General features: G+C 65.7%; 24 protein-coding genes and 1 riboswitch. Of the genes, 14 read left to right on the top strand and 10 right to left on the bottom strand.

Translation table 11 applies throughout. The features are described from left to right. The first annotated feature begins 99 nt into the window (after positions 1 to 99). Together gcvT and ACSYG9_RS25505 are read left to right on the top strand one after the other, a co-directional pair. Positions 100 to 1,200 (top strand): glycine cleavage system aminomethyltransferase GcvT, encoded by a 1,101-nt coding sequence (gcvT, locus tag ACSYG9_RS25510; protein WP_440125074.1) that lies wholly within the window; start codon positions 100 to 102, stop codon positions 1,198 to 1,200. Positions 1,201 to 1,232: 32 nt separating this feature from the next. Next, on the top strand, positions 1,233 to 2,339 hold the full coding sequence (locus tag ACSYG9_RS25505) for a branched-chain amino acid aminotransferase (protein ID WP_440125073.1): 1,107 nt from the start codon (positions 1,233 to 1,235) through the stop codon (positions 2,337 to 2,339). 72 nt (positions 2,340 to 2,411) lie between these two features. On the opposite strand, the gene ACSYG9_RS25500 is transcribed toward ACSYG9_RS25505, so the two are convergent. Both ACSYG9_RS25500 and cobT read right to left on the bottom strand, forming a co-directional pair. Beyond that, positions 2,412 to 3,173, bottom strand: coding sequence for an adenosylcobinamide-GDP ribazoletransferase (locus tag ACSYG9_RS25500; RefSeq protein ID WP_454840410.1), 762 nt, complete (start codon positions 3,171 to 3,173; stop codon positions 2,412 to 2,414). Beyond that, entirely contained in the window at positions 3,173 to 4,243 is a 1,071-nt protein-coding gene (gene cobT / locus ACSYG9_RS25495; protein WP_440127811.1) for a nicotinate-nucleotide--dimethylbenzimidazole phosphoribosyltransferase, read from the bottom strand. The genes ACSYG9_RS25500 and cobT overlap by 1 nt, the downstream gene beginning before the upstream one ends. A gap of 210 nt (positions 4,244 to 4,453) precedes the next feature. On the opposite strand from cobT, the gene ACSYG9_RS25490 reads away from it, so the two are divergent. Continuing rightward, positions 4,454 to 4,729: a hypothetical protein gene (locus tag ACSYG9_RS25490; protein ID WP_454840408.1), complete on the top strand. Its 276-nt coding sequence runs from the start codon at positions 4,454 to 4,456 to the stop codon at positions 4,727 to 4,729. 17 nt (positions 4,730 to 4,746) lie between these two features. Here ACSYG9_RS25490 and ACSYG9_RS25485 read toward each other — a convergent pair whose 3' ends face one another. Further along, on the bottom strand, positions 4,747 to 5,442 hold the full coding sequence (locus ACSYG9_RS25485; RefSeq protein ID WP_440125070.1) for a DUF3043 domain-containing protein: 696 nt from the start codon (positions 5,440 to 5,442) through the stop codon (positions 4,747 to 4,749). 155 nt (positions 5,443 to 5,597) lie between these two features. On the opposite strand from ACSYG9_RS25485, the gene ACSYG9_RS25480 reads away from it, so the two are divergent. Both ACSYG9_RS25480 and ACSYG9_RS25475 read left to right on the top strand, forming a co-directional pair. After that, positions 5,598 to 5,948 carry a HesB/IscA family protein gene (locus ACSYG9_RS25480; RefSeq protein WP_169686347.1) on the top strand — a complete coding sequence of 117 codons (351 nt, stop codon included), beginning with the start codon at positions 5,598 to 5,600 and terminating at the stop codon, positions 5,946 to 5,948. A gap of 145 nt (positions 5,949 to 6,093) precedes the next feature. Further along, positions 6,094 to 7,062, top strand: a complete 969-nt coding sequence (locus ACSYG9_RS25475; protein ID WP_440125069.1) for a PfkB family carbohydrate kinase — start codon at positions 6,094 to 6,096, stop codon at positions 7,060 to 7,062. An 86-nt stretch (positions 7,063 to 7,148) separates the two neighbouring features. Here ACSYG9_RS25475 and asnB read toward each other — a convergent pair whose 3' ends face one another. Next, a complete protein-coding gene (asnB, locus tag ACSYG9_RS25470; protein ID WP_440125068.1) occupies positions 7,149 to 9,104 on the bottom strand; it encodes an asparagine synthase (glutamine-hydrolyzing) in 1,956 nt (651 codons plus the stop codon). Positions 9,105 to 9,414: 310 nt separating this feature from the next. Between asnB and ctaC the strand changes: the two genes are divergently transcribed. Together ctaC and ACSYG9_RS25460 are read left to right on the top strand one after the other, a co-directional pair. After that, the gene (gene ctaC / locus ACSYG9_RS25465; protein WP_440125067.1) at positions 9,415 to 10,470 is read left to right on the top strand and encodes an aa3-type cytochrome oxidase subunit II; all 1,056 of its coding nucleotides are present in this window, start codon (positions 9,415 to 9,417) and stop codon (positions 10,468 to 10,470) included. Between the two features lie 30 nt (positions 10,471 to 10,500). Further along, entirely contained in the window at positions 10,501 to 10,917 is a 417-nt protein-coding gene (locus ACSYG9_RS25460; RefSeq protein WP_169686355.1) for a cytochrome c oxidase subunit 4, read from the top strand. A 751-nt stretch (positions 10,918 to 11,668) separates the two neighbouring features. On the opposite strand, the gene qcrB is transcribed toward ACSYG9_RS25460, so the two are convergent. The 4 genes from qcrB to ctaE all read right to left on the bottom strand — a co-directional run bounded on the left by qcrB (position 11,669) and on the right by ctaE (position 16,024). After that, positions 11,669 to 13,348, bottom strand: a complete 1,680-nt coding sequence (qcrB, locus tag ACSYG9_RS25455; RefSeq protein WP_440125065.1) for a cytochrome bc1 complex cytochrome b subunit — start codon at positions 13,346 to 13,348, stop codon at positions 11,669 to 11,671. Then, on the bottom strand, positions 13,345 to 14,472 hold the full coding sequence (gene qcrA, locus ACSYG9_RS25450) for a cytochrome bc1 complex Rieske iron-sulfur subunit (RefSeq protein WP_440125064.1): 1,128 nt from the start codon (positions 14,470 to 14,472) through the stop codon (positions 13,345 to 13,347). Before qcrA ends, qcrB begins: the two co-directional genes overlap by 4 nt. Then, positions 14,469 to 15,305, bottom strand: coding sequence for a cytochrome bc1 complex diheme cytochrome c subunit (qcrC, locus tag ACSYG9_RS25445; RefSeq protein WP_440127810.1), 837 nt, complete (start codon positions 15,303 to 15,305; stop codon positions 14,469 to 14,471). The genes qcrA and qcrC overlap by 4 nt, the downstream gene beginning before the upstream one ends. A 104-nt stretch (positions 15,306 to 15,409) precedes the next feature. Continuing rightward, positions 15,410 to 16,024 carry an aa3-type cytochrome oxidase subunit III gene (gene ctaE / locus ACSYG9_RS25440; RefSeq protein ID WP_169686362.1) on the bottom strand — a complete coding sequence of 205 codons (615 nt, stop codon included), beginning with the start codon at positions 16,022 to 16,024 and terminating at the stop codon, positions 15,410 to 15,412. Between the two features lie 138 nt (positions 16,025 to 16,162). Here ctaE and ACSYG9_RS25435 point away from each other — a divergent pair, with 138 nt between their 5' ends. After that, on the top strand, positions 16,163 to 16,609 hold the full coding sequence (locus ACSYG9_RS25435) for a hypothetical protein (RefSeq protein WP_454840405.1): 447 nt from the start codon (positions 16,163 to 16,165) through the stop codon (positions 16,607 to 16,609). A gap of 167 nt (positions 16,610 to 16,776) precedes the next feature. Next, the gene (trpD, locus tag ACSYG9_RS25430; protein WP_440125062.1) at positions 16,777 to 17,853 is read left to right on the top strand and encodes an anthranilate phosphoribosyltransferase; all 1,077 of its coding nucleotides are present in this window, start codon (positions 16,777 to 16,779) and stop codon (positions 17,851 to 17,853) included. Between the two features lie 78 nt (positions 17,854 to 17,931). Here the strand turns inward: trpD and ACSYG9_RS25425 are convergent, their stop codons facing one another. Both ACSYG9_RS25425 and ACSYG9_RS25420 read right to left on the bottom strand, forming a co-directional pair. Next, on the bottom strand, positions 17,932 to 18,207 hold the full coding sequence (locus ACSYG9_RS25425) for an Lrp/AsnC ligand binding domain-containing protein (RefSeq protein WP_440125061.1): 276 nt from the start codon (positions 18,205 to 18,207) through the stop codon (positions 17,932 to 17,934). Positions 18,208 to 18,257: 50 nt separating this feature from the next. Further along, on the bottom strand, positions 18,258 to 20,006 hold the full coding sequence (locus ACSYG9_RS25420) for a DEDD exonuclease domain-containing protein (RefSeq protein ID WP_454840403.1): 1,749 nt from the start codon (positions 20,004 to 20,006) through the stop codon (positions 18,258 to 18,260). 450 nt (positions 20,007 to 20,456) lie between these two features. Then, positions 20,457 to 20,620: riboswitch (cyclic di-AMP (ydaO/yuaA leader) on the top strand. 15 nt (positions 20,621 to 20,635) lie between these two features. On the opposite strand from ACSYG9_RS25420, the gene ACSYG9_RS25415 reads away from it, so the two are divergent. From ACSYG9_RS25415 to ACSYG9_RS25395, 5 genes are all read left to right on the top strand, one after another. Beyond that, positions 20,636 to 21,208: an NlpC/P60 family protein gene (locus tag ACSYG9_RS25415; RefSeq protein ID WP_169686372.1), complete on the top strand. Its 573-nt coding sequence runs from the start codon at positions 20,636 to 20,638 to the stop codon at positions 21,206 to 21,208. A gap of 183 nt (positions 21,209 to 21,391) precedes the next feature. Beyond that, positions 21,392 to 22,438 carry a C40 family peptidase gene (locus tag ACSYG9_RS25410; protein ID WP_454840400.1) on the top strand — a complete coding sequence of 349 codons (1,047 nt, stop codon included), beginning with the start codon at positions 21,392 to 21,394 and terminating at the stop codon, positions 22,436 to 22,438. Between the two features lie 92 nt (positions 22,439 to 22,530). Next, on the top strand, positions 22,531 to 23,859 hold the full coding sequence (locus tag ACSYG9_RS25405) for a hypothetical protein (protein WP_454840399.1): 1,329 nt from the start codon (positions 22,531 to 22,533) through the stop codon (positions 23,857 to 23,859). A gap of 64 nt (positions 23,860 to 23,923) precedes the next feature. Beyond that, positions 23,924 to 25,093 carry a glycosyltransferase family 4 protein gene (locus tag ACSYG9_RS25400; protein WP_454840398.1) on the top strand — a complete coding sequence of 390 codons (1,170 nt, stop codon included), beginning with the start codon at positions 23,924 to 23,926 and terminating at the stop codon, positions 25,091 to 25,093. Positions 25,094 to 25,130: 37 nt separating this feature from the next. Then, positions 25,131 to 25,526, top strand: coding sequence for a polyketide cyclase / dehydrase and lipid transport (locus tag ACSYG9_RS25395; RefSeq protein ID WP_440125056.1), 396 nt, complete (start codon positions 25,131 to 25,133; stop codon positions 25,524 to 25,526). Positions 25,527 to 25,540: the final 14 nt, after the last annotated feature.

Here is a 25,540-nt window from a genome sequence, read left to right as displayed (position 1 = left end):
GACACGGTGGTCCCGAACGATGCTAGTGATCGCGTAGGGATGTCGCCGGTGTGGCCGGACGGAACCCGTCGTGCAGCAGGTCGACTAGCCTCATGTGACATGAGCGACCAGGAATTGCAGCGGGGACCCATCCACGCCGTTCACGTCGAACTCGGCGCGACGTTCGCGCCGTTCGGCGGTTGGGAAATGCCTGTCTCCTACGCGGGCACAGTGGCCGAGCACACCGCGGTCCGCGAGAGCGTAGGCCTGTTCGACGTCAGCCATCTCGGCAAGGTGTCGATCGAGGGGGCCGGAGCCGCAGAGTTCGTGAACTCGGCTCTGACCAACGACCTGACGAAGATCGGGCCGGGCAAGGCGCAGTACACCTTGTGCTGCACCGAATCCGGCGGTGTCGTCGACGATCTCATCGTCTACTACGTCTCGGACGAGGAGCTCTTCCTCGTGCCGAACGCCGCGAATACCGCAGCGGTCGTCGCGGAGCTCGCCGCGAAAGCACCGGACGGAATCACCGTCACCGATCAACATCGCGACTACGCGGTCCTGGCGGTACAGGGACCGCAGTCCGCCGATATCCTGACCGAACTCGGACTGCCCACGGACATCTCATACATGGGGTTCCTCGATGCGGAGTGGAACGGCACAGCCGTGCGCGTGTGCCGCAGCGGGTACACCGGTGAGCGCGGATTCGAGGTCCTGCCGGTGTGGGATGGCGCCGAGGCCTTGTTCCGTGCGCTGGAAACCGCGGTGAAGGCCGCTGGAGGGCAGGTCGCCGGCCTCGGTGCCCGCGACACCCTGCGAACCGAGATGGGGTACCCCCTGCACGGCCACGAACTGTCGCTTGCGATCTCGCCGGTGCAGGCCCGCACCGGCTGGGCCGTCGGCTGGAAGAAGCCGGAATTCTGGGGTCGCGAAGCGTTGCTCGAAGAGAAGGAGGCGGGTCCGAAACGCCGCCTGTGGGGTATCAAGGCACTCGATCGCGGAGTGCTCCGGCAAGGCCAGACGGTCCTGAAGGACGGTGTGGCAGTGGGTGAGACCACCTCGGGAACGTTCTCGCCGACCCTCAAGATCGGAATCGCACTTGCCTTGCTCGACACGGGCACCGAGTTGGCGGCAGGCGACGAGGTGAGCGTCGACGTGCGTGGTCGTGCGCTCCGTGCCGAGGTGGTCTCGCCGCCGTTCGTCGAGGACCACACCAAGTAGGCGTCGGAGGCGATTGGTTAACATTGTCCTTCATGACAGGTGTCCTCGAATTCGCGCGCGTCCCGCATCCCTCACCGACTTCCGCGGAGCGGCGCCAGGAGATCCTGGCCGATCCCGGTTTCGGCCGGTACTTCACCGACCACATGGTCTCGATCACCTATACCGAGGGCACCGGCTGGCACGACGCGAAGGTGGAGCCCTACGGGGCCATTTCGCTGGATCCCGCCGCCATGGTGCTGCACTATGGCCAGTCGATTTTCGAGGGGCTCAAGGCGTACCGGCAGAGTGACGGCAGCATCGCATCGTTCCGCCTCGATGCCAACGCTGCCCGGTTCAATCGGTCGGCCGACCGCATCGCGATGCCACACCTGCCCGAGGAACTGTTCGCCCGGTCGATCACCGAACTGCTCGACGTCGATCATGAATGGGTCCCCGAGGCCGGAGGTGAAGCGTCGCTGTACCTTCGCCCATATATGTTCGCGACCGAGCCGGCACTCGGGGTTCGTCCGGCAGCCGAGTACAAGTACCTGCTCATCGCGTCGCCCGCAGGCGCGTACTTCCCGCGCGGTGTCAAACCGGTGAGCGTGTGGCTCTCGCGTGAGTACGTTCGCGCAGCACCGGGCGGTACAGGAGCCGCCAAGTTCGGGGGAAATTACGCGGCCTCGCTGGTCGCGCAGGCGCATGCCGCAGAGCAGGGTTGCGATCAGGTCGTCTGGCTCGACGCCATCGAACGGAAGTACGTCGAAGAGATGGGCGGCATGAACCTGTACTTCGTGTACGGGTCGGGCCCGGACGCGCGCCTGGTCACCCCGGAGTTGTCGGGGTCGCTACTTCCGGGTATCACCCGCGATTCGTTGCTCACGCTTGCGATCGATTCGGGCCTGTCGGTCGAGGAACAGCGCATCAGTACCGAGGAATGGCGCGAGAAGGCGGCCTCCGGCGAAATCACCGAGGTGTTCGCGTGCGGTACGGCTGCCGTGATCACACCGGTCGGCAGCGTCAAGGACCGCGACGGTGAGTTCAGCATCTCCGGTGGAGAGCCCGGACCGATCACGATGGCGTTGCGCGACACGCTGACCGGAATCCAGCGCGGCACGTTTGCCGATACACACGGCTGGATGACCACCCTGCGCGCATGAGTCAGACACATGAGTCAGACATGGGAAGGGGCGTGCCCGCCGAAGACGGGCACGCCCCTTCCCATGACGAAATCAGACGGTGCATGCGGCGACGACCGCGAGCAGAGCCACGCATCCTTCGGTCGTCGCACCGAGAACATCCCCGTTCAGGCCGCCGAATCGGGTAGCGCAGTGCTTCACGAACCACCACGCGAGCGCCAGCGCCACGCCTACTGTCACCGGGCCGAGCCACAGTGACCCCGGCATGCACACGACCGAAGCGGCCATCGCGATGAGGCTCCACGCTCCGATCGCCACCGGCCCCTGGGTATCGGCGACGAGCGCACCGAATCGGCTGCCCTCGGCGGCATGGAGTCCTCGTCTACACGCGGGCACGACCGCCACGCGGCCGAACGCGACGGCGAACCCGATCGCTGCCCACGAGTCTGCCTCGGCGAGGATGCCGATCGCCACGGCTTGCAGGGCGAGCACGACGATCAACGCAGTCACACCGAACGGTCCTGCGCCGCCGGACTTCATCACCTCCCGGGCGCGTTCGGGAGAGCCGTAACAACCCAGGCCGTCCGCGGTGTCGGCAAGGCCGTCGATGTGCATGCCCCGGGTCGCGACGGCCAGGAATCCGATACAGACGAATCCGATGATCCCCTCGCTCGCCCCAGCAGTGGAGGCCACCCACGCCACCGCCGTTGTCGCAGCGCCGAGGAACACCCCTGCGACCGGCGCCGCACCGATCGCTCGACCCGCAACTGCCCGATCGACTTCGTGCGGACCCTTTACGGGTGCGACTGTCAGCCACGACAGTGCCAGGGCGACACCGCCGAGTACACGGCGCATCAGCTGTCTGCAGGTTCGGCGGGGGAGGCGACGGCGTCACGGGTTGTCACGCCTGCTTCGGCGAAGGTCGCCATGTTCGCGAGGACGGAGACAGCACCCCGCAGGATGGGCAGCGCGGTGACGGCGCCGGATCCTTCGCCGAGTCTCATGTCGAACTCGACGATGGGCTCGAGTCGGAGATGACGGAGCGCGACGCTGTGCGAAGGTTCCGACGATCGATGTCCCGCAACCCACCAGCGGCGCGCACCGGGTGCGAGTTCTTCTGCGACCATCGCTGCCGCGGTGACGACCACGCCGTCGAGGACAACGGGCGTGCGGCGTACCGCCGCCTGTGCGAGGTACCCGGCCATGGCCGCGAGATCAGCACCGCCTGCGGTACGGAGCAGCGCGATCGGATTCTTCACGAAGGGCCGTGCCCGCCGCATCGCGTCTCGGATGGCGGAGACCTTGCGCATCCACCCGGCATCGTCGATTCCGGTTCCACGTCCCACCGCTGCGACCGGTTCGGTGGAGGTCAGTGTGGCGATCAAGACGGTCGCCGGAGTGGTGTTGCCGATACCCATGTCGCCGGCGATCAAGAGATCCGCGCCTTCGTCCACTTCACGATCGGCGATCGCGCGACCCGCAGCGATCGCGCGCATCGTCTCTTCGTGGGTCATTGCATCCTCGCGGTCGATGCAGCCGCTCGACCTCCGGATCTTGTAGGCGGAAACCTCGGGGGACGTGTCGCAATCCACCGCGATATCCACCACCCGGACGTGTGCGCCGGCATTGGCGGCCAGCACGTTCACCGCGGCGCCGCCTGCGAAGAGATTTGCGACCATCTGTGCAGTCACCTCGGGCGGATACGCCGAGACCCCGGTACGTGCGACTCCGTGGTCACCGGCGAAGACCACCACTCGTGGCTGCCGGAACTGATGGGGCGGGACCTCGCCCTGGCACGAGGACACCCAGCAGCCGAATTCCTCGAGCCGGCCGAGTGATCCGGCCGGTTTGGTGAGATCACGGTGCCGTGCCTCTGCCTGCAGGTAGGTTTCGCGGTCGGGGGCGACGATCGCGGGAAAGTCGATGTCGACGGAATCGGCCGTCTCGTCCGGCCCCGTCGTCTTGTCCGGTCCCGTCGTCTTGTCCGGCACTGGTGTGGAACCGCTGCTCACAGGTCACCTCTCACGTGGGTCTTCACCGGCTAGACGCTATCAACTGTGGAAATGGCAGAAAAACGACGCAAAATGTCGTTTCTGCCACTGTCGATGCGCGGTGCGGGTGCGAAGGATCGAACCATGGTGGAATTGGTCCTGGTAGCGGTCGTGATGACGGTACTTTCAGGCGGCCTCGAAATCGCCCGGCGCGTGCACATTGCAGCTCCGCGCTGGATAACCCGAGCGTCGCTGCGCTACAACTACTTCCGTCCTGCTGATGCGACACGGCCGCGGTCTCGTGCGTCGGGTGACGGTGACGCCGATCTCGCGGCCGAAGTCCTGCCTGCCGTGCTGCAGTCGCGCGTCGCGCCGCACCGCTGCCATGCCCGTGATCACCGGCAGTCCTGTGACCATTGACAGAGCCGGGGGTCCGGTCAGATCGCGTCGCCGGGCTTGACCCGGGGGAGTGGCGCCCGCAACTTCCGGATCTGCGATGCGCGCACGAACGCGTACCAACCCAGGCCGAATCCACCGTCGGTGGAATCCGGGAATCGCGCTCGGGACTTCTTGTTGACCATCCGGCCGAGGTAGATGCCTTCGATGACCATCAGCAGCATCATCACGAACATTGCGAGGGTGACGTACTGCTGGATGACCGGACCCAGGAACATGGTCATGATGAGCACCAGTGCGAGGGGCATGAACAGACCGACGAGATTGCGCCGGCTGTCGACGATGTCGCGGACGTAGGCGCGTACCGGACCGCGGTCACGCGGTAGAAGGAACTTCTCCTCACCGGCCAGCATTCGATTCCGACGCTCGGATGCGTCGGCACGCCGCTGCGCGGACTCCGCTTTACGCTCGCCCTTCGATTTGGACTTCCGCGCTGCCTTGCGTCGCGCGCGTGCCTCCTTGGCCGTAAGGGGTGCCGGAGCCACCGGACCGCGACGCTTGCCTTCGGCATCGCGTCGTTTGGGAGTCGGGCGCCCCTTGCCTTCGGTGACCTTCGATGACCCTTCGGTCACCTTCGGGGACGCTGCCTGCGGCGCGTCCGCTTCGGCGGGCGTCGCGGGTACGGACACCTCAGGCTTGTCGGAGTCGTCGGAACCACCACGGCGTAGCAACTTCACCCTTCCAGGCTATATGGCTACTCGCGAGAACCGGAACGCCGCCCATCGGAGCACGGTCGAGACGCACCGAATGTGAGCAACTCCTGCATGAGGAATAGATTCCCGCGCGGTACCGTTGACACATCCGGGTTGAATTCGAACGACAGGGAGCGCCCATGACTGTCCAGCAAGAGACCGCCGCTCACGGCGTCATCATGACCGAGGCTGCCTCCGCGAAGGCGAAGGCTCTTCTCGACCAGGAGGGTCGCGACGATCTCGCGCTGCGCATCGCTGTGCAGCCGGGTGGTTGCGCCGGCCTTCGTTACCAGTTGTTCTTCGACGATCGGTCTCTCGACGGCGACCTCACCGTCGACTTCGGCGGCGTTGCTCTGGCCGTCGACCGGATGAGCGCCCCCTATGTCGAGGGTGCGTCCATCGACTTCGTCGACACGATCGAGAAGCAGGGCTTCACGATCGACAATCCGCAAGCCACCGGATCCTGCGCCTGCGGCGATTCGTTCAACTGAGCTCGACCGTCAGGACCCCGGCACGCGACCGTGCCGGGGTCCTGACGTATCCGCCGGGTACCGTGGGAACGCTGCGGCCGCTGCTCGATGGGCCGTATCGAATCTCCACTCCCAGATTTTCGACAACGCGGAAAGGCTCTTCCACGTGACCATTGCCGTCACCGGCTCCATCGCCACCGACCACCTCATGCGGTTCCCCGGACGATTCGCGGAGCAGCTGCTCGCGGATCAACTCGCGCACATCTCGCTGAGTTTTCTCGTCGACGACCTTGTCGTTCGTCGCGGTGGTGTGGGAGGCAACATCGCTTTCGCCATGGGCGTCCTCGGCGGAGCGCCGGTGCTGGTGGGCGCCGTCGGTGCCGATTTCGCCGAGTATCGGGGCTGGCTCGAGCAGCACGGGGTCAACTGTGATGCGGTCCACACGTCGGCGACGGCACACACGGCCCGATTCGTGTGCACCACAGACGAGGACATGGCGCAGATCGCCTCGTTCTACCCGGGTGCCATGTCCGAAGCGCGTGAGATCTCCCTCGCTGATGTCGTCGAGAAGCACGGCGTCGATCTCGTGCTGATCGGCGCGAACGACCCGGACGCGATGATCCGCCACACCGAGGAGTGCCGCCGGCTCGGCGTTCCGTTCGTCGCCGACCCGTCGCAGCAGCTCGCGCGGCTCGATGGCAAGCAGGCAGAGGCGCTCATCGACGGCGCCGAGTACCTGTTCACGAACGAATACGAGTGGGGTCTGCTCAAGCAGAAGACCGGGCTGACGGACGACGAGATCCGCGCCAAGGTCGGAATGCGCGTCACCACTCTCGGCGGCGATGGGGCTCGTATCGTCGACGCCGACGGGAACTGGGTCGAGGTCGGTGTGGTGCCTGAGCGTGCCAAGGTCGACCCCACCGGTGTCGGTGACGCATTCCGTGCAGGCTTCCTCCTCGGCCACCGTGCCGGGCTCGGTGTCGAGCGTGCGGCACAGCTCGGGTCGCTTGTCGCCGTGCACGTTCTCGAAACCACCGGTACCCAGGAATGGGTCTTCGACCGGGCCGACGCGCTGAAGCGCCTCGCCGATGCGTACGGCTCCACGGCGGCCGACGAGATCGCCGCGATCCTCTGAGGGAGTGCTCACCGTATGAACCGATGAACACGATGGCGTCCCTCCACGCGGAGGGACGCCATCGGCGTCGGGGACGTCCGTGGGGCCTAGAGTTCGACCGGATAGGTCGGTTCCTGGATCTGCGGCACGATCCGCTTCTCCACGAAGATTCCGTGCCAGATCATGAAGACCAGCAGCGTCCACAACCGCCGACTGTGATCGATGGGGCCTTCGCGATGCGCGTGCAGCATCTTGGTGATCGCGGCCTTGTCCAGGATGTGCTCGGTCTGGGATTCGGTGATCACCTCGTGAGCCCAGTCGAACAGCTCCGTGCCTGCGAGCCAGTGGCGCATCGGAACCGGGAAGCCGAGCTTGGCCCGATGAAGCACGTGCGGCGGGACGATGCCTTCGAGAGCTTGTCGTAGCGCGTACTTCGTCGTGTGCTCTGAAATCCCGCGTCGCTTCGCTCGCCCCGTTGTGATCTTCTGATCGAGCGGCACCTGAGACGCGACCCGGAACACCTCGGAGTCGAGGAACGGAACCCGCAATTCCAGCGAGTTCGCCATCGTCATCTTGTCGGCCTTGACGAGGATGTCGCCGCGCAGCCAGGTGAACAGATCCAGGTGCTGCATCCGCGCGACCGGGTCCCACCCGGCAGACTGGGCGTAGATCGGAGCAGTCACGTCCTGGTGCGTCCACTCCGGACGGAACTCACGCAGAACCGAGCGCAGCTGCGCGTCGTTGAAGCTGCGTGCATTGCCGTAGTACCGCTCCTCGAGGGTCATCGAACCCCGGTTGAGCAGGCTCTTGCCGCGAGTCCCCTCGGGGATACGGTCGGACAGTTTCCCCGCGGCGCGACGCAGCGGCGATGGCAAATACTCGAACGGCTTCAGAGACAGCGGCTCGCGGTAGATGGTGTAGCCGCCGAACAGCTCGTCGGCGCCCTCGCCCGAGAGCACCACCTTCACGTGCTTGCGGGCTTCCCGCGCGATGAACCACAAGGGCACCAGGGCGGGGTCCGCGACGGGGTCGTCCAGGTACCAGACGATCTCGGGGATCGCCGCGGCGAACTCGGCGGGAGAGACGACACGAACGATGTGCCGGGCCCCGATGGCCTCCGCGGATTCCGCCGCGACGTCCACCTCGGAGTATCCCTCGCGCTCGAAACCCGCGGTGAACGTGATCAGGTTCGGGTTGTGTCGCTTGGCCAGGGCTGCGATGGCCGTCGAGTCGATTCCGCCGGAGAGGAACGAGCCGACCGTCACGTCAGCGCGCATGTGCTTGGCGACCGAGTCTTCGAGGACTTCGGCTATCTCGCGATAGCGGTCCTTCTCGCGTCCGACCGCGAACGGGCGTACCGGGAAGGTCGGGGAGAAGTAGCGGGTCGTCTGCGGCTCGGAACCCGGTCGCACGCGGGCGTACGAGCCGGATTCGAGACGCGTGATGCGGCGGTGCAGGGTCTCGGGTTCCGGCACGTACTGCAACACCGTGTAGTGCTCGATCGCGCGCTCGTCGAGTTCGGTGTCGATACCGATGATGTCGGCGAGTTCGAGCAGGCTCTTCTTCTCACTGCCGAACGCGGTGCCTGCCGGGCCCGTTGCAAGGAAGAGAGGTTTGATGCCGAACGGGTCGCGTGCGAGGAAAAGTTCGCGGGTCTCGGTATCCCAGATCGCGAACCCGAACATGCCCCGCAGGCGGCGTACCGCGTCGGCGCCCCAATAGTGGTATGCCGCGACGATCGTTTCGCTGTCACCCTCGGTTGCGAACTTCGCACCGTGCTCCTCGGACAGTTCCTTGCGCAGCTCGAGGTAGTTGTAGATCTCGCCGTTGAAAGTCAGCGCGTACCGATCGGGCTGCTCCGGGGGGCCCCACCGCAGTGGCTGGTGTGAATGGGCGATGTCGATGATCGACAGCCGATTGAAGCCGAGGACGAGGTCGGCGTCGTGCCAGGTGCCGTGTTCGTCCGGTCCGCGGTGACGCAGGCAGTGCAGTGCGTCGCCTACGCGCGAGACGGCGTCATCGCTGGTGCCGTCGTTGGTCAGAAACCCGAGCAATCCGCACACGGAGTTCGGTACCTCGATTCCAATCGGGATGGGGTCGATCCCATGACGTTCACTTCACGCATGGACGCGGGAACTCTGAATCGGGATCCGACGTTGGTCACTGTGGAGTATGCCGCAGATCGCCGGTCGGGTTCATCATCGGGATCGCGCAAAACACGTCGTCACCCGCGACTGCATCCGGCCTGCCCATCCGACGCGACACGATCTTCGTGCCCCGAGGATGGATTGCGGTCGCCTTTGGTCTACGCTGCGTAGTAATTGGGTCTGCCCTTCGGGTGTGCCCTAACGGAATTGCGGCGATCAGGAAGGCGTGAACGTGGCGCAAGGTCGGATCCTTCGGCGGTTCGGGCTCGCAGCATCACTCGGCATTGCAGCCTTGGTGTTGACGGGGTGCTCGAGCGAAGAAGTTCTTCGTTTCGGCTGGCCGGAGGGTGTTACTCCCCAGGCCGAGCGTATGCGCGAGTTGTGGACGTGGTCGGTTCTCGCCGCCCTCGTCATGGGCATTCTCATGTGGGCCCTGATGTTCTGGACGATCTTCTTCCATCGGAAGAAGAAGAACTCGCCGGAGTTCCCGCGGCAGACGGCCTACAACGTCCCGCTCGAACTGCTCTACACCGCAGCGCCCTTCGTGGCGGTCTGTGTCCTCTTCTACTTCACGGTCGTGGTCCAGAACTACGTGCTCGAGAAGGAAGAGAATCCCAACGTCGTTGTCGACGTCACCGGGTTCCAGTGGAACTGGAAATTCGGGTACCGCACGGTCGACATGGGTGGCTCCGTCTACGACGGCACGGATTACGAAGCCGAAGAAGCCACGGCATCCGAGCCGTTCGATCCGGCCGAGGCCGGCCACGACGCGGAACCGGGCCCCATCCACGGCGCGGGCGTCACGGATCTGTCGTACCTGAACTACGACAAGATCGAGACTGTCGGCACCACCGAGGAAATCCCTGTTCTGGTGCTCCCGACCGGCAACCGGATCGAGTTCAACCTCGCCTCCTCCGATGTCATCCATGCGTTCTGGGTTCCCGAGTTCCTGTTCAAGCGCGATGTGAACCCCAATCCGCTGAACAACAACTCCGACCCGGTGTTCCAGATCTCCGAGATCGAACGAGAGGGTGCATTCGTCGGTCGCTGCGCCGAGATGTGTGGCACCTACCACGCGATGATGAACTTCGAGGTGCGCGCGGTGTCCCCGGAGAAGTTCGCGGACTACATCGAGTTGCGTAAGCCGGTCGAGGATGGTGGCGAAGGTCTGACCAACGCCCAGGCGCTCGAAGCAATCGGAGAGTCGCCTGTCGCGATCACGACCCACCCGTTCAAGACCGACCGCACGGACCGCTCGGCGAGCGTTGCTGCGGGCGAGTGACACCTCTCATCGACAAGGACAAGTGCTGAAATGAATCTCGAAGCCAAGATCTTCGAACTCGTCACGGTGTTCTTCGTGCTCGTCGCCATCGTGTACGGCACCTTCACTGGGTTGTCGGACAAGGGCATCGAGTGGGCAGGTCTCACCGCGCTCGTGCTGTCCGCAGGGCTGACGCTCATCATCGGAACCTACTTCCGATTCGTCGCTCGTCGTCTCGACACGCGTCCCGAGGACTTCGAGGATGCGGAGATCAGCGACGGTGCAGGCGACCTGGGCTTCTTCAGCGCCGGTAGCTACTGGCCGATCCTGCTGGCCGCTGCCGCTGCGTTCGCTGCGATCTCCCTGGCGTTCTTCCAGGGCTGGCTGATCGTGGTCGCGGTCGTGCTGGTCATCGGAGCGTCCGCAGGCCTGGTGTTCGAGTACCACCTGGGCCCCGAGAAGCACTGATCTCTTCCTGAGCTGACAACGGCGGGCGCCGCACCCACGATGGGTGCGGCGCCCGCCGTCGTTCGTGTTCGCCCACGACGCCGCAAGTGCGGGACGAATCCTCGTCCGATTCGTCCTGCGATCGCCGACAACGGCAAGGGCACCGGAAGCGTGCGACGAGTGTCGACGGCAACGAGGGTCTGGCGCATATCGACTCGCTGCCGTCCGTGTATGAGCGACAGGACAGGGCGCGCGGTCAGCTCCCGCGGTCCGAGAGAGCTGCGGGGATGTCCTCAAACAGTTGGACTACGGCCTACACGCGCAAACTGAGCCAGGTCGCAGGTACGGCACGGACGCGATGCGGCGGGCCGCCGACGACCCGGGCATCTTCCGAGGCGAGCAGGCGCTCGCGTGCCACCCCGGGGCCTGGCCGATTGCTCTCTTGTGATCGCGGAGGGGGAAGCACATGTCCCAGTCTGTCTGTTCGGAATCGCTCGAACCAGGAGAACCTCGAACCAGGAGAACACTGATCGCAGACACGCGCTCGTGGGAAGCGCCAGGGGCGCGACCCCGAGCGGTCGCGTTATCGGGCAATGCGGGTCAGAACGCGTCCTCCACCCGCCGTCGAAAGCAAGTCTCCCACTTGGCGCGGTCGACTGAAGTCACTGTAGCGGCGCACGCGGAATCGATGTGGCAGGTCCGGCAGACAAGCCAGAGGGCCCCGAACCGATCCGGTTCGGGGCCCTCTGGGGGGGGTAGAGCAGGTGAAGTGTCAGTGCACGTCGCCGTCGCCGTCCTTGTCGGACAGCGCCTTGGATCCACTGCCATCGGCCTCGCTGTGGATACGGTCCTGGTATTCCTTCAGGATAGTACGCAGCTCTGCCTCGCTCTCATGATGAGCAGCTTCGAGTGCAGCCGACTCGTCGGCCGGATCTGCGCTCCACCAGCTGCCAGCACCGGGCTTACCGGCACTTCCGAGGCGGTTCATCCGCTTGGGCACCGTAGCGCCCTGGTATTCGAGCGGAATCGGGTGGCCATGGTCGTCCACCGGGCCGAGCGGCTGGTGGATCTCGATGTACTCACCGTGCGGGAGGCGACGGACGATACCCGTCTCGATGCCGTGCTCGAGCACCTGACGGTCGCTGCGCTGCAGACCCAGGCAGAACCGGTAGGCGATGTAGTACGCGAGCGGAGGCAGGATCACCAGCCCGATCCGGCCCATCCACGTGGTGGCGTTGATGGAGATATCGAACTTGTACGCGATGATGTCGTTGATGCACATGATCGTGGCGACGGTGTAGAAGGCGAGAGCCATCGCACCGAGGCCGGTGCGCACCGGCACGTCACGCGGACGCTGCAGCAGGTTGTGGTGCGCGTCGTCCTTCGAGAACTTCTTCTCGATCCACGGGTAGACGATGAGGATCGTGAAGACGAGACCCATGAGCAGTGCGATCCAGAACGGCTGGGGGATCGTGTACCGGTCGAACAGGTACAGCTCCCATGCCGGCCAGATACGAGCGAGACCGTCCGTCCACATCATGTAGAAGTCGGGCTGGGAACCAGCGGAGACCTGAGACGGGTTGTACGGGCCGATATTCCAGACGGGGTTGATCTGCAGCAGGCCGGACATCAGCGCCAGCACCGCGAAGGTCATCGCGAAGAACGCGCCGGACTTGACCGCGAACACGGGGAGGATGCGCACACCCACCACGTTCTGTTCGGTTCGGCCGGGGCCGGGGAACTGCGTGTGCTTCTGGTACCAGACCAACGCAAGGTGTGCGGCGATCAGCGCCAGGATGATGCCCGGGATGAGGAGCACGTGCAGCACGTAGAAGCGCGGGATGATCAGCTCGCCGGGGAAGTCTCCGCCGAAGATCATCCAGTGCAGCCAGGTGCCGACGATCGGAACCGACAGCGTGATGCCGGAGAATGCGGCGCGAAGACCGGTACCGGAGAGCAGGTCGTCGGGCAGCGAGTATCCGAAGAAGCCCTCGAACATCGCAAGGATCAGCAGGAGCGAGCCGATGACCCAGTTCGCCTCACGCGGGCGGCGGAACGCGCCGGTGAAGAAGATGCGAAGCAGGTGGACGATGATCGACGCCGCGAACATCAGCGCTGCCCAGTGGTGGATCTGCCGGACGAACAGTCCGCCGCGGACCTCGAACGAGAGATTCAGTGTCGTCTCGTATGCGCGGGACATGCCGACACCGCGGAGCGGTGTGTAGACACCGTCGTAGGTGACGTGGGCCAGTGACGGGTCGAAGAACAGCGTCAGGAAAACACCTGAGATCAACAGGATGATGAAGCTGTACAGAGCGACTTCGCCGAGCAGGAACGACCAGTGGGTGGGAAACACCTTGTTGATCTGGCGGCGGATGCCGGCAGAAAGATGATACCGCGAGTCGAGGTTCTCGCCTGCTTTTGCAGCGTGTGATTGAGTTGCAGTACTCACGGGCGACGCTCCCAAAATGCCGGGCCGAGAGCTTCGATGAAGTCGCCGTTGGCGACGAGGAAGCCCTCTTCATTCACTGTAATAGGAAGCTGCGGAAGAGCGCGAGCAGCGGGACCGAAGATCGGCTTGCCGTACTCGAGTGCATCGAACTGCGACTGGTGGCACGGGCACAGAATCCGGTTGGTCTGCTGCTCGTACAGCGAGGTCGGGCATCCGAGGTGGGTGCAGATCTTCGAGAAGGCGAAGTAGTCGCCGTAGTTGAAGCTCTCCTGGCCCTTGCGCTTGATTGCACGCTCCGCGTCATCCGTCCGCAGACGGATGAGCATCACGGCGTTGCGGATCCCGCGAAGACCGTCGAGCAGCGCGTGGTCATCGCCGCGGTCGGCCTCACGGAACGGGAAGACCGTCTCCATGCCGCCCGCATCGAGGTCCTCGGGCCGCACCAGGACGATGTCCTGCGGCCGGCCGGTGTCGCGGCGCAGGTAGATTGTTTCGCCCTGGTAGCGGGGAGTCCAGCCGGACACCCAGAGCGACGAGTCGTCGCCCTCGGCCCACGGATTCTTGATCAGTCCGCCGAGCGGCATGATCAGCCCGACTCCCAGCGCGCCGCCACCGAAGATCGCGGTCCGCTTGACGAGCTTCCGGCGGGTGAACGTCGACGTCTCGAGCGAATCGGTCAGCTCGGCGACGATCGTCTTGCGATCGACCTCGGCGGACGGGCCGTCGTGACGATCCTGGATCGACACCTCTTCGGGGATGAACTTCTTGGTGAACTGGACCGCGCCGACACCGACTCCGAGGATCGACAGACCGAGGGTCAGGCCGAGCAGCGGGGTGTAGAGGTTGTACCAGCCGTACTGCGGGTCGTCGATGCTCTGGTATTCCCACGGCCAGAACAGGTAGACGCCGATGAAGGCAAGACCGGCGATGCCTGCGAGGATGAACCATGCGGCCACGTTGCGCTCTGCGCGCTTCTCGGCGCGGGTGCCCTCGACGGGCCACCGGTCCTTGCGAAACACGACATCGACACCGTCGAGGTTCGTGCCGAGTTCGACGAGATCGTCGCGGCTCATCTGATCGAGATTCTCGATCGAATGCTTGTTCGGCGTGTCGCCGCTACTCATGACCTTGCTCCGATCCACAGTGCGGCACCGACGACCGCGACGATGCCAACGGCGAACATCGTGGGACCTTCAGCGCCTGGCCCGAAGCCTCCGAGGCCGTATCCGCCCGGATTCTGAGTCTCGCTGGCGGACTTGATGTACGCGATGATGTCTTGCTTCTCCTCGACCGTCAGCTGGCGATCGGAGAACTTCGGCATGTTCTGCGGCCCGGTGAGCATCGCAGTATAGATCTGCTGCTCGTTGGCAGGATCGAGGTTGGGGGCGAACTTGCCGGACGAGAGGGCTCCACCGCGACCGGTGAAGTTGTGGCACGAAGCGCAGTTCTGGCGGAACAGTTCGCTACCGCGTCCGATGTCGTTGCCGCGCAGGGAGGACTGGGCGATTTCCCCGTTCTCGTCGCGGATCACCGTCGGGCCACCACCGTTGGCCTGGATGTAGGCACCGAGAGCATCGATCTGGCCGGCATCGAACTTCGGGTCCTTGCGCTTTGCCTGGGCCTCGTTGCGAGCGGCAGGCATACGGCCGGACGACACCTGGAAGTAGACCGCTGCCTCGCCAACGCCGATCAGCGTGGGGCCGCGATCCTCGATGCCCTGCAGGTTGACACCGTGGCAGGTCACGCAGGAGGTCTCGTAGAGCTGCTGGCCCTCGCGGATCAATGCGCTCTGGTCGTCCTGAGCAGTGGCCACCTGTGGGTCGGGTGTCAGCGCAGAAGCAAGGAAGCCTGCGCTGAGGAGGCCGAGTGCGAGTACCAGGGCGCCGGTGACGCGGCGCCTGAGCTTGCGCTGACGGCGGGACGTGGCAGCCGAAGCTGCCGAGGATCGACCGGGCATGTCGTCACCCTCGGGTGCGAGAGGTGGGGATGAACTCATCTGTATCCCTTATATGTAAGTCGGGACTGACTGGACGTCAGGGGGCTGCCTAAGCGTTCAGCTGGCTAACGGATGAAATAGATCGTGGCAAACAGCGCGATCCACACGATGTCGACGAAGTGCCAGTAGTAGGACACGACGATGGCTGCGGTGGCCTGCGCGGGGGTGAACTTGCTGACCTTGGTGCGGAACAGCAGGAACACGAATGCGATGAGTCCACCGATCACGTGCAGGCCGTGGAAGCCGGTGGTCATGTAGAACACCGAGCCGTACACGCTGCCAGCAATGGTGGTGCCGTGCTGGACCAGGGTGATGTATTCGTAGCCCTGGCCGAGTACGAAGAACGTGCCCATGCCGAGAGTGATGATGTACCACCGGCGGAGGCCGAATACGTCGCCGCGCTCTGCTGCGAACACACCGAGCTGGCAGGTGAAGGACGATGCGATCAGCACCGCCGTGATCGGCACTGCCAGCCACAGGTTCAAATGGGTGGGCGGCGGAGGCCACATGCCCTCCGGAGCCTGTGCCCGCGCCACGAAATACATGGCGAAGAGCCCTGCGAAAAACATGAGCTCACTGGACAACCACACGATGGTGCCGACGCTGACCAGGTTGGGCCGGTTCAACGAGTGCACGCGCTGTGTGATTGCAGATCCTGAAGTCCCTACTGCGCTCGTCACGCTGGCTAGTATGACCCGTCGTAGTACGTGTTGGGCAATCGGGGCCGAAATCGGCGCGTCTTTGCTGCTCTCGGGGGGAGAAATGCCGAGATCCGGGCCCGGATGGGTTGCAGGGGTGACGGATGTGAAGGTGGCGGCATGAGTGAACAACCGGGTGTGCTGGGAAGAATTCGACGACTCCTTGCGCGCCGTGTCCCCGAGCGTCTCGATATCACCCGACCGGATCTCGCGGTCGTCGTCGAGTCGTTCGACGACTCGGAGGCCTGCTCCACCGCACTGGATCGTGGCGCGCAGGACGCGCCGCGTTGGGCCGAATCCGACGACGCAGTGCTGCGGCATCATCTGGAACTGCCCGCGACGGCCGTCGAGGAGGCACTCGCACTGGCCGGCCAGGACGGCTACGTCGCCGCTGCGCCGCCCTCCGCGGTACCTTTCGAGGACGGAGTGACCCGAGTCTCCCTGATCCTGCAGCGGGTTCAGCTCCTCGACGCGATGCATTGCGCTCAAGAGAAGTCGCGGATGGCCTCGCTGGCGCAACGGCTCGGTGGCGATGCCCGCGGATGGGACGCTCTTCAGCCCGAATGACGCAGCCTTCGATCGCGTCAGCCCGAATGACGCAGCCTTCGATCGCGCGGGAAGCGCCGCGGTAGGAATCCCGGTTGTTCACGGCCGGGAGGACGTCAATAAGCTCTCCGAGCGGAGGGCACAACAGTGCTCCGGTAGCGAGTCGGATGTGGTGAAGGGTGGGTGCGATGAACGCGAGGCAGGCGGCGGACGAGGTGGTTGCCAGCTGGCCCGCAGTACTCGGATCTCTGACCGCAGGTCGTGATCTGACGCGACCCGAGGCCGTCTGGGCCATGGACGAGATCTTCTCCGACAACGCGACCCCCGCACAGATCGCGGCGTTCGGTGTCGCACTCAAGATGAAGGGCGAGACGTCCGACGAATTACGGGCGCTCGCCGACACGATGCTCGGTTACGCCAACCTGGTGCCGGTGGACGACGACACGGTTGACATCGTGGGAACGGGCGGCGACCGCGCCAACACAGTGAACATCTCGACGATGTCAGCGCTCGTGGTGGCAGGAGCGGGCGTCCGGGTGGTCAAGCACGGCAACCGCGCCGCCTCGTCCAAGAGCGGTGGCGCCGACGTACTCGAGGCACTCGGGGTCCATATCGATCTGGGTCCGGAACAGGTTGCGCGCTCGCTCGACGAAGCGGGCATCGGATTCTGCTTCGCGCCGGTGTACCACCCGGCGCTGCGGTTCGCGGCTGCACCACGCAAGCAGATCGGCATCCCGACCGTGTTCAACGTACTGGGCCCGCTCACCAACCCTGCGCGTCCCCGCGCTGGTCTGATCGGCTGCGCCTTCGAGTCGCTGGCTCCGACCATCGCGGGCGTGCTTGCACAGCGGGGCAATTCGGCGCTGGTCGTTCGCGGCGACGACGGTCTCGACGAGTTGACGACGTCGACGACGTCGACCGTGCACATTGTGCGCGACGGTGCCGTCGAGACCCAGACGCTCGATCCGACGCGGCTCGGGATCTCGCGGGTCCCGCTCGAAGCGCTCCGGGGCGGCGACGCCGCCGAGAATGCGGTGATCGCTCGGGCCTGCCTTGCCGGTGAGACCGGACCCGTGCGCGATGCGGTGCTTCTCAACGCCGCGGGCGCGATCGCTGCGTTCAGGGGCCTGGACGGTGGACTCGAGGATGCGCTCGCAGCAGGATTCGAGGTGGCTGCGACCTCGATCGACAGCGGTGCGGCTGCGCAGGTGCTCGAGAAATGGGCTGCCGTGACCACTCGGCTCGGGGTCGAGGGGGAGCGCTGACCGCGGCGACCTCGGTATGACGGTGGTGCCCGCGTGCTGACCGCGGGCACCGCTCGATCCGTCGCTGCTCGCGGACGGTCAGTTCCCGATGGAGAAGCCGGCCTCGATGTCGGCGCTCGAATAGGACTGGAACGCGATGTGTGTGACCGTCCTGCTCACGCCATCGACCTTGTTGATGCCCCGCGTGACCACCTCGGCGATCTGCTCGTGGTCGCGGACACGCACGATCGCTACGAGATCGACGTCCCCGGCGCACGAGTACACCGTGTCGACTCCGGCGAGGTCGGCTACCGCCCGAGCGGTCTCCGGTATGCGGTGGGCGTCGGCGTCGATCAGAACGATGGCGTTGATCATGGGGACTCCTTGTCTGTACTCCGGTGACGCAGGTCTTCTTCCGGTGACGATCAGCCTATGCGGTGCCCCGTCGGTTCCGGGACTGCCCCGGACGCCTCTCGTGCCAGCTCGGCCCATTCGCTCCACCGACCCGCACCCTCGACGGGTTCGGACCATCCGTGGGAGGTCCGCACGATGCGCACCCCGTCGGAATCCAGCCACCGCGCGACCAGGCCCAACTCTTCCGCGGCCGCACCGCGCAGCGGACCCGGACCGGGCAGTACCGTTTCCGCACCGGCTGCGATCGCTTCGACGACCGGCATGGGTCGTACGCCGCGTTCCGCGACGCCCGCCGACGCGAGCCGGCCGGAGCGCACCACTGCGAAATCCCAGCCGCCTTCGGCGCGCGGGCGGGCAGCGATCAGTTCGTCGATGGCTGCGAGTGCCGCGAGGCGCTGCGTGCGTCGTAGCGCACGGATCGCGTCGGCGGTGCGGTCGCGTAGCCGTGCCGCGTTCTCGAACAGTTCCTTGCCTGCCAACTCGTCGATGCGTTCGTGAGCTTGCGCGATCGAAGAGGCGTCATCGCCACGCAGGAGAGCACGTGCCCGCAGAACCTGAGCGGAGTACTCCTCGGGACTCTGCGGCCCGAAGGAGGCTGCCGAGCAGGCGCCTACGGCGTCGGGCCGGCAGCGGTCGCCGTGCCGCGCGGATCGGCCGATCCGGCGGGTGCATGTGCGCAGTCCACTGAATTCGGCAAGGGTCGCCGCCACATCGGCGGCACCGTTCCGGACGGAGAACGGGCCGAGCGCGTCGGGCGAGGGCGTCCGCGAGATCGCCAGGCGTGGAAACGGTTCGTCGGTGAGTGTGATCCACCACCCACGGGTGGGGTATTTGGAACGTCGATTGTAGGGGGGCGTGTGGGCGGCGATGAGCCGGAGTTCGCGGACCCCGGCCTCTAGGCCGTGCGCACATTCGACGTGGTCGATGCGAGTCGTCAGTGCGACCATCTCGCGTAGACGCGGTCGGGTTTCCGAACCCGTGAAATAGCTGCGGACACGACGACGTAGATCCACGGCCGTGCCGATATAGAGTGCCTCGTCCGAGGGGCCACGGAACAGGTACACGCCAGGGCGGTGTGGCAGATGCGCGGCGAGGGTGCGTTTGGCACGCTGTTCCGCCGTGATGGCGGGGATGTAGTCGCGTAGTTCGGTGAGGCTGTGGACCCCCTGGTTGCCGACGCGCTCGATGAGGGCGTGAAGGACGTCGACGGTTGCGCGTGCGTCGTCCAGTGCGCGGTGTGTGGGCCGGGTCGAGACGCGGAACAGTTCGGCGAGTGCGGAGAGTTTCACCGAGGGTGCCTCGTCGCGCCCGAGGACCCGCCGGGCCAGTTTGACGGTGCAGACGACGGGGAACCGTGGCCAGGGCACATCGCACTGGGCGGCCGCGGCACGGAGGAAACCGGTGTCGAATCCGGCGTTGTGCGCTACGAGGACCGAACCGGCGGCGAATTCGAGGAACGCGGGAAGCACTTCCTCGATGCGCGGCGCCTGATAGACCATCGCGGTGGTGATACCGGTGAGGCGGACGATCTCGGGAGGGATCGACCGGCCTGGGTCGACCAGGGTCGCGAACTCGCCGAGGACCTCACCACTGCGCACCTTCACTGCGCCGATCTCGGTGATGGCGTCGTCGCCGGAGCGTCCACCGGTGGTCTCGAGATCGACCACTACGAAGGTGGTGTCGCGTAGGGGAGTGTCGAGTTCGTCGAAACTGAGTTGGACACCGTGGGCGGTGTCGGAGGCGGTAGGGGACGACGTCATGCGCATGAGGGTAGAAACCGCCTCCGACACCCGCGGAAACCCGACATTCCGGCACCGATGAGACGAGGATCACATGTCTCTCGGGAGGGTGGATCGGACCGGCGTCGGCGGGGTGCTGCCTTCGCGTCGGGAGGTCGCTGCCGCACTGCGTTCGCGTGGTCGCTTCGGGGACTGCGGGGAGGTTGGGCCGGCGCTCTGAGCTGGGATGAGTTACGGCGGTGTGCAGACTGCTCGCGTGGGCCGTCCGGATCGGACCGGCGCCTGAGGATAGTGACCCTCAGTGCCGTTATCGCGTTGTTATCAAAGCGGCCCAATCTATGTCCCAAACCGCTCGAACCGGACTTAATTCGCATTCTCGGCGAGTTCGGGTTGGCCTCGGTGATGCAGTTTCGTAACCTTCCTGAGACCAAGCGGAATAGTTCGTCCGGCCCACTCCCGAGGGCCGGAGCCGCTAGGTAACCGCCTAATCGGCCGCTCGAGCACGAGCGTCCGAGCCGGGGACCCACACGTGTTACTGGGGTGAATCCCCTCCGTCGCACTCGCGGCGAGGGGTAGGGCTGATCTTCCGGCCCGAATCCGTCAGCTAACTCGGTCGGCGGGTGAACGGAAGAATTGGAGAACAACCCCTCGTGGTCTCGCAGAACAACAAGCGTGCAGTGCGTCGCGCCCTCGTCGCCGGCGCCCTCGCGCTCGGTGCAATCACCGTCACCGCCGGTCCGGCGATGGCAGAGCCCGTCACCATTCCCGGTGTCGGCACTTTCGAACTTCCCGCAGGAGTGACCCTGCCGCCGGAGGTCACCAACCTCATTCCGCCTGCTCCCGAAGCCGCCCCCGCCGCACCCTTCACCGCGCCGTTCAGTTCGGTCGGTCAGCGGGCAGCCGACGCCGCGCTCAGCAAGGTCGGCTCTCCGTACGTCTACGGCGCCACCGGCCCGAACGCGTTCGACTGCTCGGGACTTGTGCAATGGGCGTACCAGCAGGTGGGGCTCAGCGTCCCGCGTACGAGCTACCAGCAGGCCACTGCCGGTCAAGCTGTGTCGGTCGGCGCGTTGCAGCCCGGCGACGTCGTCTCCTTCTACGGCGGCAGTCACACCGGTATCTACATCGGCAACGGCAACATCGTGCACGCCTCGACCTCGAGCCAGCCGGTGAAGGTCGCTCCGCTGGACTCGATGCCTGTGGACGGTGCTCGCCGTTTCTGATCGACGAGCAGTGCCTTGTGAGGGTGGATCGGTGGCTACCGGTCCACCCTCACTTCATCGACGGGTGCGGCCTCTGTGACGGGCACCGCGAATAACGAATTGCAATGCGCTACCCGCGGGTAGACACGAAGCTATACGGTTCCGTAACCTGATCGAGATCTTTGCGAAAGGAAGACAAGCGTCGTGTTCTCCGTTCCCGTCAGACGGGCCGTTCGCACTGCCCTCGCCGCATGGGTACTTCTCCTCCTTGCTCTGACCTCCGCGCCTGCAGTGGCCGACCCCATCGGTGACAGTCCCACCGCCAAACTCGAGCATCTCGCCGACCTGTCACGTCGGTCCGAGCAGGCCACCGAAGCGCTGCACCACGCAGGGGTCGAATTGGATGCCCGGCTCGCGGAGCAGCGCGACCTCGATGCTCGTGCCGCCGCCGATCACGACGCACTCGCAGCAGCTCAGGCCGAAGTCGCCCGCTTCAAGCCCACTGTCGACAAGCTCGCCCAGGCCAACTATCGAGGTTCGCGTACCAATCGTCTCTTCGCCGTGATGGTCAGCGACTCGCCTCAGCAGTTGCTCGACCAGATGGTGATGCTCGACGTGCTCGGCGCGCAGACCGATCGCGAGATCGAAGGATTCCGCCGGGCCACCGACGCCGCAGTGGCCGCCGCGTCGGTCTCCCAGAAATCGGCCGAAGCTGCGCGTGTTGCGGCCGAACAGGCACAGACGCTGCGTGACGACCTCCAGCGCCAGGAAACCGAACTCGAGGTACAGATCGCCGCAGTTCTCGAGGCCTTCGACAACCTGAGCGACGAGGAGAAGTCGATCCTCGCAGGAACCCCGTTCCCGCCCGGTCTCGACGCCGACCGCATCATGCAGCACCTCATTCCCGGCAACGGCGCTGGAGCGCTTCGATCCGCACTCACCCGCATCGGCGACCCGTACGTGTGGGGAGCCACCGGACCCGACCAGTTCGACTGCTCCGGACTCGTGGTCTGGGCGTACCAGCAGGTCGGAAAGACCGTGCCGCGATCCAGTCAAGCTCAAGCTCAGGGCGGAACCCCGGTCTCGCGCGAGAACCTCCAGCCCGGCGACGTCATCATCTTCTACAACGACGCCTCCCACGTAGGCATTTATGCGGGAGACGGAAACATCGTGCATGCCTCCACGTTCGGGGTGCCGGTGAAGGTGCAGTCGATGGACAGCTTCCCGTTCCACAGCGCGCGGCGCTACTGACCGACTCCGGAGGATCCACCGACGGTCGGCACAGAGGATCCACCGACGGTCGGCACAGAGCGTGGCGGGAGACGCCGCATACACTTGCCGCCGTGCCCGCGCCGGAGACCCTGCCCCGAATCCGTCGTCGACTGCCGTGGGAGCGAATCGGGCTCGCCGCCCTCGCGGTCGCTGCCGTGACCGTCGGAGTGCTGTTCGTCGACCTCGAGTCACATGAGCAATCCGAGTACGGCGTCCGGGTGGAGTTGCAAGCGCTTCTCGATTCCTGGGCGGAAGCAGTACGTACCGGCGACCGCGCAGCACTCGCCGGGATCGTCGACACTGGTGCTGGTCCCGAATTGCTCGAGGCAGAGATCAGCCGCGCCCGGGCGCTTCGCGGTGTGCCCTTGGCCGAGTTCGGATACGAACTGGGTGCCGAGCCGACAGTTGAAGTTCCCGGCGAGGTGAGCAACCGGTTCGGAGACGACCCCGTACGGACGCTCACGGCATTGCTGCGCTACGAGATCGACGGCGTCGACGAGGCGCCGACTCGTAAGCCCGTCACACTGCTGGTGGTCTCTCGCGACGACGGATGGAAGATCGCATCCGACCGGCCGCTTCCCGATTCGGTGTCCACGACGTGGAGAGGCCCGTGGGATCACGGACCTCTCGACGTGACGACGACCGCGACGGCCGGTGGCAGGTCGATGATCCTCGCTCACCCCGACACGGCCGACCTCGCCGCTGACATCGCGGACGAACTGCCCTCCGCTGTGGACGCGGTCTCGAAGGTATGGGGGGCCGACTGGCCGAAACGATCGCTGATATGGGTTACCTCGAGTCGTGATGAGTTCACCGACCTGGTGGGCACTGCACACAACGGTGACGAGATCGCAGCGGTCGCGATCTCCGATGCTGTCGACACCCAGCACGACAGGGCAACCGGGCAACGCATCGTCTTCAGCCCGGCTGCAGGTAGTCGGCTCTCCCGACAGGGCCTGCGCGCGGTGCTCCGGCATGAGTTGACGCACATCGCGGCGCGGCCGCGAACTGTGGACGGATCACCGCTGTGGATCCTCGAGGGATACGCCGACTACATCGGCTACCGGTCCGACGACGGGGCGTCCGTGACCGGCGCAGATCTCCGCCGTATCGCCCCGAACCTCGCCGAGGATGTCGATCTCCATGGCGCACCGTCACAGATCCCCACGGACGACGACTTCGCTGATCCGGACCGATCCCGCACCGCCTACGAGACTGCGTGGAGTCTCGCGACATTCGTCGCCGAAGAGTACGGCCGAGATCAGCTGACCGCCCTGTACCGTGCACTCGCCGACGGCCCCGCAGGCGACGACCTGAGCCACGACTTCGCCGCCACTGTGGGAGCGAGTGTGGACGAGGTCGTCGGCCGGTGGGGCGAGTGGCTCTCGGACCGACTCTGACACGCTCTCCCGTCGACCCGGCCCCCGTCCAGCAGGCGCAGGCTCCACGCCCTACGGTATAGACATGTCGCGAACGCTGCTGGTGACCAACGACTTTCCGCCCCGGCCTGGAGGCATCCAGTCGTATCTGCGGTTGTTCGCGGCGCAACTGCCCGCCGACGAGATCGTCGTGTATGCACCGCGTTGGCGCGGAGACAGTCACCTCCGCTACGACGCGGACCAGCCGTTCGAGGTCGTGCGGCATCCGACCACCCTGATGCTGCCGACTCCCGCGGTCGCGCGTCGCGCTTCTCGTCTGCTCGCCGACACAGGGTGCGACACGGTGTGGTTCGGCGCCGCCGCGCCGCTGGCATTGCTGGCTCCCGTGCTACGGCGCTCCGGCGCCGAACGGATCGTGGCGAGCACACACGGTCACGAAGTGGGTTGGTCGATGGTGCCCGGCGGCCGGCAGGCGCTGCGTCGGATCGGCAACGAGACCGACACCGTTACTTTCGTCAGCCGGTACACCCGAGGCCGGTTTGCGGCGGCGTTCGGTCCCAAGGCCGGCCTCGAACACCTGCCGTCGGGCGTCGACACCGAGGTGTTCCGGCCGGACCCCGCAGCGCGTGCCGAACTCCGCGACCGGTACGGACTCGGGGACAGACCGACGGTGCTGTGCCTGTCGAGGCTGGTGCCGCGGAAAGGTCAGGACGTTCTGATTCGGGCACTGCCCGAAATCCGACGTCGCATCGACGGCGCCGTGCTTGTGATCGTCGGCGGAGGCCCGTACGAGAACACGCTGCGTGAGCTGGCGCGTAAGAACGGCGTCGAGGACCACGTCGTCATCACCGGCGGTGTGCCCGCCGCAGAGCTTGCAGCACATCACACGATCGCGGACGTGTTCGCGATGCCGTGTCGCACCCGCGGTGCCGGACTCGATGTGGAAGGTCTCGGGATCGTCTACCTCGAAGCTTCCGCCACAGGTGTCCCGGTGGTTGCGGGGAGGTCCGGCGGTGCTCCCGAGACGGTCCGGGACGGGGAGACCGGATTCGTCGTCGACGGCACCTCGGTGTCCGCTGTCGCGACCGCGATAACCGGTGTCCTTGCCGACCCCGACCGGGCAGCGGCGATGGGAGCTGCCGGTCGGCGGTGGGTGTCGACCCAGTGGCGCTGGGATGTTCTCGGTGCCAAGCTGCGGGAGCTGCTGAGCGGAGCGTCGCAACGACCGGGAATCACGCACCGAACCGCGGGGTGACGAACCGACCGGGTGCCGTGTATGTGAAGCTGTCCGCGTGAGCAGCATTCAGGTGTCGGATCAGAGCTTCATCGCGGCGGACCCCGTCCACATCGCTGCGGAGATCGCAGCGCCGGACCGCTGGCGGGTGTGGTGGCCGGACCTCGCGTTGACCGTCCGCGAGGACCGCGCCGAGCAGGGAATCCGATGGGCCGTGTCGGGTTCGCTGACCGGGACGATGGAAGTGTGGCTCGAGCCCTCACTCGACGGTGCGATCATCCACTACTTCCTGCACTGCGAACCGACCGGCATCGCCCCCGAACGGGTGACCGAACTCGACCTGCCGGCCATGAACCGGGAACGCAGGGTCGCGGGGAAGAAGATGACCTTCGAGGTCAAGGCTCGACTCGAAGCGGGACGCCCCGCCGGGGAGGCTCCCGGCGACCGGTCCTGAGCGGACCGATACCG

Source organism: Rhodococcus sp. SJ-2 (assembly GCF_053750035.1).
Note: the sequence above shows the minus strand (reverse complement) of the source record. Positions and strands in the feature narration are given on the sequence as shown.